The organism is Collinsella aerofaciens (assembly GCF_039062365.1).
In the GTDB taxonomy this organism is placed as follows: Bacteria; Actinomycetota; Coriobacteriia; order Coriobacteriales; family Coriobacteriaceae; genus Collinsella.
This window is the reverse complement of record NZ_JBCJBI010000027.1, coordinates 1-6,565: the sequence shown is the minus strand read 5'-3', so window position 1 is coordinate 6,565 and position 6,565 is coordinate 1. Positions and strand designations below refer to the sequence as shown.

Annotated in this window: 7 protein-coding genes; 2 read left to right on the top strand and 5 right to left on the bottom strand. The window is 60.2% G+C overall.

Annotated features, from left to right (window positions below):
• A partial coding sequence (locus ABCN01_RS09450; protein WP_484039522.1) for a Y-family DNA polymerase occupies nucleotides 1-463 on the bottom strand: 463 nt, incomplete at its 3' end.
• Nucleotides 464-685: 222 nt separating this feature from the next.
• Here ABCN01_RS09450 and ABCN01_RS09445 point away from each other — a divergent pair.
• Together ABCN01_RS09445 and pgi are read left to right on the top strand one after the other, a co-directional pair.
• Entirely contained in the window at nucleotides 686-1,189 is a 504-nt protein-coding gene (locus ABCN01_RS09445; protein WP_343014271.1) for an iron-containing alcohol dehydrogenase, read from the top strand.
• A gap of 199 nt (nucleotides 1,190-1,388) precedes the next feature.
• Nucleotides 1,389-3,083, top strand: coding sequence for a glucose-6-phosphate isomerase (gene pgi, locus ABCN01_RS09440; protein ID WP_117757367.1), 1,695 nt, complete (start codon nucleotides 1,389-1,391; stop codon nucleotides 3,081-3,083).
• A gap of 141 nt (nucleotides 3,084-3,224) precedes the next feature.
• On the opposite strand, the gene ABCN01_RS09435 is transcribed toward pgi, so the two are convergent.
• From ABCN01_RS09435 to ABCN01_RS09420, 4 genes are all read right to left on the bottom strand, one after another.
• On the bottom strand, nucleotides 3,225-3,980 hold the full coding sequence (locus ABCN01_RS09435; RefSeq protein ID WP_342996669.1) for a type IV secretory system conjugative DNA transfer family protein: 756 nt from the start codon (nucleotides 3,978-3,980) through the stop codon (nucleotides 3,225-3,227).
• Nucleotides 3,981-4,013: 33 nt separating this feature from the next.
• Nucleotides 4,014-4,529, bottom strand: coding sequence for a type IV secretory system conjugative DNA transfer family protein (locus tag ABCN01_RS09430; protein ID WP_342996632.1), 516 nt, complete (start codon nucleotides 4,527-4,529; stop codon nucleotides 4,014-4,016).
• Nucleotides 4,522-5,139: an ATP-dependent Clp protease proteolytic subunit gene (locus ABCN01_RS09425; RefSeq protein ID WP_022094432.1), complete on the bottom strand. Its 618-nt coding sequence runs from the start codon at nucleotides 5,137-5,139 to the stop codon at nucleotides 4,522-4,524. The genes ABCN01_RS09430 and ABCN01_RS09425 overlap by 8 nt, the downstream gene beginning before the upstream one ends.
• A 63-nt stretch (nucleotides 5,140-5,202) precedes the next feature.
• Nucleotides 5,203-6,093 (bottom strand): hypothetical protein, encoded by an 891-nt coding sequence (locus ABCN01_RS09420; RefSeq protein ID WP_343014270.1) that lies wholly within the window; start codon nucleotides 6,091-6,093, stop codon nucleotides 5,203-5,205.
• Nucleotides 6,094-6,565 lie beyond the last annotated feature (472 nt).

Here is a 6,565-nt window from a genome sequence, read left to right as displayed (position 1 = left end):
CCGTCGCCGTGATGCCGGTGCGCGCCAGGACCTCGTCGCGCAACATGCAGGCGAAGCCTTCCGCATCGGTGTGATAGAGGTCCAGATAGGGTGTCACGTCGATAAAGCACTCGTCAATTGAGTAGACGTGAACGTCTTGCGGACTGACGTATTCCAGATAGATGCCGTAGATTTGTGCCGACACCTCCATATAGTGCTGCATGCGCGGTACGGCCTTGATGTAGTCGATGCCGTCGGGAATCTCGAACAGACGACAGCGGTTGTGAATACCTAAGTCCTTCATGGCCTGCGTGATGGCGAGACAGATGGTCGTGCGTCCGCGCGATTCGTCGGCAACGACCAGGTTGGTGGTGAGCGGGTTGAGCCCGCGGTCGACGCACTCGACGCTGGCGTAGAACGTTTTAAGGTCGATGCAGATATAGGTGTGACGCTCGTGCCCCACGCGTCCTCCCATCAAACACATGTTCTTATCGAATACCTGTTCGATAATACCGGCTTGCGCGGACATCGTCAAAACCTGTCCCTTTTTGGCAGGTATGGTCGTTCGGTTACATCGGGTATTTAACGCAGCCCTAAAGAGTGCGAAACAGCTCGGAAAACCTCGCTTCGTAGCATGAGCCTAACGATCGGTGCCACCTACATGCACGGAAGGGTTGTGGGAAAGATGGTCAATTATGGGTTTGGTATGCCAACGCGCCTTGTTGCGGATGGAGACGTGGCTCGCTGGTGCGGACGATTGGTCGCTCACTACGGCGGCACTAAGGCGCTGGTAGTGCTGGGCGGTGACAAGCATACGCGCGATGAGCTCGTCTCGGCGGCACTCGGCTCGCTCGATCGCGCCCTGCTCGAACGCGTGCTCTTTCGTTGCGGTTTGGTCGGGGACGACGGGGGAGACGATTTGGTTGATGAGGCCGTAGCCCTAGCGACCGACGAAGGCGTGGACTTTGTCCTGGCGATCGGCGATGCCGATACTGCCGGCTTTGCGCGTGAACTCGCTCGTCGCATGGCCGTGCTCGATGCCGGCGAAGACGGTTTTGTTCCTTATGGATGTATTGTCTCGGAGGGCAAGGTGCCTGCCGTCGTAGGAGCCGGCGAGGTTCCCGTTTTTGCCATTATCGCTCCCGAACTGCTTGAGGGCATTGGGTCTCCTCTGCGCGAGTTGCTCGGCAGCGTGTGCGCCGCGGCCTAGTACCTGCCAGGAAGGGACAGGTTTATTTTGGTGGGTAAAGCGTTTGACCTGCCAAAATAAACCTGTCCCTTTTTGGTCGGTCGCCGTTTGGGGGCGGATTGGCAACGCTCGCTGATTACGGTCTTGACCTGCGCTAGAATAGGGGCATCTGATTATCCGGGCGCATGGAGGTATGCGCCCGTATGTTGAGGAGGACTTTATGGCAACTGTTGCCGCACCTATCGACGCTACGTCGACCGCCGCTTGGAAGGCGCTCGAGGCCCATCAGGAGAAGCTCGAGGCCGAGGGTATCGACCTTAAGGCATGGTTCGCTGCCGATGCAGAGCGCGTGAACAAGCTGAGCTTTGACGCCGGTGACCTGCACTTCGACCTGTCCAAGAACCTGGTGACCGATGAGACCGTCAAGCTGCTGTGCGATCTTGCCCGCGAGGTGAAGCTCGAGGAGCGCCGCGACGCCATGTTCTCCGGCGAGCACATCAACACCACCGAGGACCGCGCCGTCCTGCACACCGCGCTTCGTCGTCCGGCAAGCGAGAAGGGCCAGCTCATCGTTGACGGCCAGGATGTCGTCGCCGACGTGCACGAGGTCCTCGACCGCATGTATGCGTTCGCCGAGCGCGTGCGCTCCGGTGAGTGGAAGGGCGTAACCGGCAAGAAGATCGAGCACCTGGTGTCCATCGGCATCGGTGGCTCCGACTTGGGCCCGGTCATGGCCTACGAGGCCCTGCGTCCCTATGCCGACGCCGGTATCGACTGCCGCTACATCTCCAATATCGACCCCAACGACCAGGCCGAGAAGCTCAAGGGCCTCGATCCCGAGACCACGCTCGTGATTATCGTCTCCAAGACTTTCACCACGCTCGAGACCCTCACTAACGCTCGCGAGGTCAAGACCTGGATGCTCGAGCAGCTCAAGGCTCAGGGTGCCATCGACGGCTCCGATGAGCAGAACGCCGAGGCCGTGGCAAAGCACTTCGTCGCCGTTTCCACCGCACTCGAGAAGGTCGAGGCCTTCGGTATTGACCCCGCCAATGCCTTCGGCTTCTGGAACTGGGTCGGCGGCCGCTACTCCGTCGACTCCGCCGTGGGCCTGTCGCTGATCGTCGTGCTCGGCCCCGAGCGCTTCCAGCAGTTCCTCGAGGGCTTCCATGCCATCGACGAGTACTTCTGCAACACGCCGCTCGAGAACAACGCCGTCGCGCTGATGGGCCTGTTCAACGTCTGGTACGTCAACTTCTTCGGCTCCAAGAGCCACGCCGTGCTTCCGTACTGCCAGTATCTGCACCGCTTCCCGGCCTACCTGCAGCAGCTCACCATGGAGTCCAACGGCAAGCACGTCCGCTGGGACGGCAGCGCTGTGACCTCCGATACCGGTGAGATCTTCTGGGGCGAGCCCGGCACCAACGGCCAGCATGCCTTCTACCAGCTGCTGCACCAGGGCACTGTGGTGGTTCCGGCCGACTTCATCGCCTTCGCCAATACCGCCAATCCTGCGACCGATAGCGGCCAGGACGTGCATGAGCTGTTCCTGGGCAACTTCCTGGCCCAGACCAAGGCGCTTGCCTTTGGCAAGACGGCCGACGAGGTTCGTGCCGAGGGCACGCCCGAGCAGATCGTCCCGGCCCGCTGCTTTGAGGGCAACCGTCCGACGACCTCGATCTTCGGCGACACGCTGACCCCGTTCGCACTTGGCGAGCTCATCGCCCTGTACGAGCACATCACGTTTGTCGAGGGCACGGTCTGGGGCATCGACTCCTACGACCAGTGGGGCGTTGAGCTGGGTAAGCAGCTTGCCAAGCAGATTACCCCGGCCTTCCACGACGACGCCGCCAAGGCCGAGCAGGACGCTTCGACCCAGGCGCTCATCGAGTTCTACCGCGCTCACCGCAAGTAGTCGCTGCTGTTAACGCATCGCGCCTTATAGTCAGGGGCCCGTATCCTATCGGATGCGGGCCCCTTTGCTTTGCCGTGGTCCCGGGGCGCACGGCCTTTGTGGAACATCGCCGGGGCGCCGCGCGCTGCGAGAACCCTGCGCCTAGATCTCGGTCTCCGCATGGCCTCGCTGCGCCTCGGGCAGCTCCCCGTAGAGCGGATGGTCTTCGAGCCTAAAGCGCTCGACCTGTTCGGGAGTGCGACCGCGTACAAAGAGCCACGAGCGATCGATCGGCGTCGCCATGAGCGTGCTGGGCAGTGCGTCGGCGCGGTCGGAAAACACCCGGGCGCTCTCGGGATCCTGGAACGCCAGCACCAGATGCGTATCGCAGTTGCCCATGATGGAGCGTGCGCGTGCCTCGCCATAGAGCGCATCGAGCTGATTGGTCGACTGCAATAGCAGCGTTGCCCAGATGTTGCGGCTTCGGATAATCGAGAGCACGTTGTTGATCTGGGGGATCTGCAGATTTGCGAAGTCATCGAGCATAAAGCGCACGGGCACGGGCAGGCTGCCGTCGGGCTGCCTATCGGCCTCACGAATGAGGCCCATAAACGCCTGCGTAATAAAGAGGCCGGTCAGCGGATCGAGATTGCGGTCAATATCGCTTACGGTTACAAACAGGGCGCAGAGGGTGTGTCCCATGGATGCGAAGTCCACCTGATGGCACTCACGATAGAGCTGTGCCGCACCGTCGAATCCCAGACACATGACCTTTTCGGCAAGGATGCCGACGATACTCGCGTGCATGCGCTCGGCATTTTGCGAAATGGCGTAGCGCCGCCATAGCGAGAGGGCATAGCTTTGGGGGTCGGTCGTGATCAGATCGTCAAACAATCGGGCCGTGGCACCGTCCTGCAGGTGCTCGATCAGCTTGATGACCGAGCTGATCGTCTACTCGTCGGCGGGTAGCTGTTCGGTGACGTAGGCGATAAGACACGACAGCAGGTTTGCCGCCGCATGATCCCAAAAAGGCTGGTTGTTGTCCTCGATGGGGCAGATGGCCTTTGCCACCGAGAGGATGTCCTGCTGGTTGGGCCTGCCGTCCGCCTTGCGGCGAATGTGCCTCAGGGGGTTGTAGCCGCAGCGCTCGATGCTGGGCGCAAGGGACGGGACGGTGTTGAGGTCGGCGAAGTTGAGACATTGCACGCGGTAGCCGTGGGCTGCCAGCACGGGTCCCACTTCGCGACAGAGCGTGCCTTTGGTGTCGAGCACGATGTAGCTTGCGTTCATTTGTAGCAGGTTGGGCTTGAGGACGTTTCGGGTCTTGCCGGCTCCTGAGGGGCCGATCACAAGTGCGTTGTTGTTGAGTCCCGTTTGGCGGGTGTCGCAGGAAAGCGTTCGATCCTTGGCGAGGATGGTGGACGATGCGGACTCAGATGCGTCGAGGCGGCTGGCGAGGTTAGACATGGGCGACCTCCTTGGTGGTCGAGAGGATTTCGTGGGCAAAGCCGAGCTCGACGGCGCGCTCGGCCGAAAGGTAGGTGTCTTTTGCAGTGAGGGACTGGATGCGCTTGGGCGTGAGGCCGCTGCGGTCCGAGAGGATTTGCGTGAGGGTCTTGCGGGTCTGCATGAGACGCCGGCTGGTTTCCTGCAGCGCAAGTGCCGAGCCGCCTGCCCCCTGGGGGATCAGCGGGTCGTGAATCATGAGCTCTGCATGGGGCGCCATACGGCGATCGTCGCCGCCCATAAAGATTACGGCGCCCATGGACGCGGCGAATTCCAGGCAGACGGTGCGGATGGGGCACGATGCGAGGCGCATGGCGTCATAGATCGCAAGACCCGATCGCACGCTTCCGCCGGCGCTGGCGACAAATATGGTGATGGGGCGGCTGGGGTCGGTGGCATCGAGCAGGCGGATCTGCTGGCATAGGTCGTGGGCCATCGGGGTTTCGATGTTTCCCATGACGGAGAGCTCGCGACGGGCGAGCATCTCATCGTAAATGCTGGTGAGCGTGATACCTCGGGCGGATTCACGCATGGTGAGGGGGCTGATGATGGGGGAGTGATTGGTGTCCATGAGGACTCCTTTCTGTTGGTTGTGTTGTGGAATAGGATTGTTGCCCGCGGAGGGGCTGGCGGGCTACAGGGTTCGTCCGAGCCTGAGATCGAGCTCGGTTGTGGGGCAGGCTGCCTGTTCGTGCGGCTCGCAAACGCCAAGGGCTCCAAAGCGATGGAGCGTTGCGGCGGGCGTGGTGTAGGCGAGCCGCAGCTGATGCTCGACAGGGGCACATCCGTCATTTTTGTAATGAGCCGCGTAGTACTGCGCGATGCTGGCGTTCATCTCGCTGCCATTGCGATGGCGCTCAAACTGGCGTCTGCAGGTCTCGATGATCTTTGCTACCGACTTGGGTGCCGTCGCGGGAACAAGGGCGAGATAGCCCTCAAATAGCTCGTTGATGCTCAGGAGGCACAGCAGATCGATCAGCGTCCTTATGGCTGCTCCCTCGGCGGAAAAGTGCGCGGTCATGCGGTTATATCGGTTGCGGTCGACGATGGCCGCATGGGGTCTTGGAGTTTTCTGCCCCGTGGTTCCGGGCTTTTGCCGCGCCTGTGTATTGAGCTCGACGTTGCAGCGCTTGAGGCCGTCCAACGGAAGGAACAGTGCGGTGCGCAGAGTGTTCCGCTTGCTTTCGAGTTCATGACGCTCGTCGGGTTCCCATTCGAGCTTGAGTTTCGTGTCGAGCGCCGTAAGCATATGGGCTAGGCAGCCTACGGTAAGAACGTACGAATCGTTGTCGCGTTTTGGGGCATAGGGGTCTGTCAGCTTGCGAATGTCGGGGTCGCCCATGATCTTTGTGCAGCGCTTCAGCAGTTGGGGGTGGTCGGCCAAGATCGTCGCGAGCGGTAGCGACGCGTAGTTCTTGATGGTCGCGGCGGCAAAGGCGGCGTCATATTCGTTTGCATATGCTCGCTCAATGCGGGCATCCAGAATGCTTTTCTTATCGCCGTCTTCAGCGTGGTAGTTTGTCATAGCTTCTCCAATCGGTTGATGTTCGTGCTGTTTGTTGATGTGTTGGTTGTCGTGAGTGATGTGCTTGCCGTGGGTGATGTGCTGACGTTGGGGTGCTATGCGGTTTTCAATGAGCCCGTGAGGCAGTTGCTGCAGGGGCGGGATGGAACGGCCCATGCAAGGCGGAAGGCATCGTGCTCAAAATCGAGACAGCAATGCCCTGGGTGCCTCACATGTGGCAGTTACCTCATTAAGTTGTCATTGCGTTTGGGGTTGTACTTTGCCGATCTTCCTTCTCTTACACGCTAAAACTCAAACTTCATATGCTCGATCTACTTAAAACCGCAACGGCGGTCTTTTATCAACTTATATGTCGGAACGCGTCTTTGCAAGTACTTTTTTGCCTTTGTTTCAAATGCCTTGATTATCAACTTTATCCGAACACCTCCCACATTCATCCGCACATGTGCGGATGAATGTGGGAACCCGATAC

Excerpts from the sequence above, each read along its gene's own strand:
- ABCN01_RS09445 (WP_343014271.1), top strand. The coding sequence starts at position 686 with ATGCCAACGCGCCTTGTTGCGGATGGAGACGTGGCTCGCTGGTGCGGA.
- pgi (WP_117757367.1), top strand. The coding sequence starts at position 1,389 with ATGGCAACTGTTGCCGCACCTATCGACGCTACGTCGACCGCCGCTTGG.
- ABCN01_RS09430 (WP_342996632.1), bottom strand. The coding sequence starts at position 4,529 with ATGTCTAACCTCGCCAGCCGCCTCGACGCATCTGAGTCCGCATCGTCC.
- ABCN01_RS09425 (WP_022094432.1), bottom strand. The coding sequence starts at position 5,139 with ATGGACACCAATCACTCCCCCATCATCAGCCCCCTCACCATGCGTGAA.
- ABCN01_RS09420 (WP_343014270.1), bottom strand. The coding sequence starts at position 6,093 with ATGACAAACTACCACGCTGAAGACGGCGATAAGAAAAGCATTCTGGAT.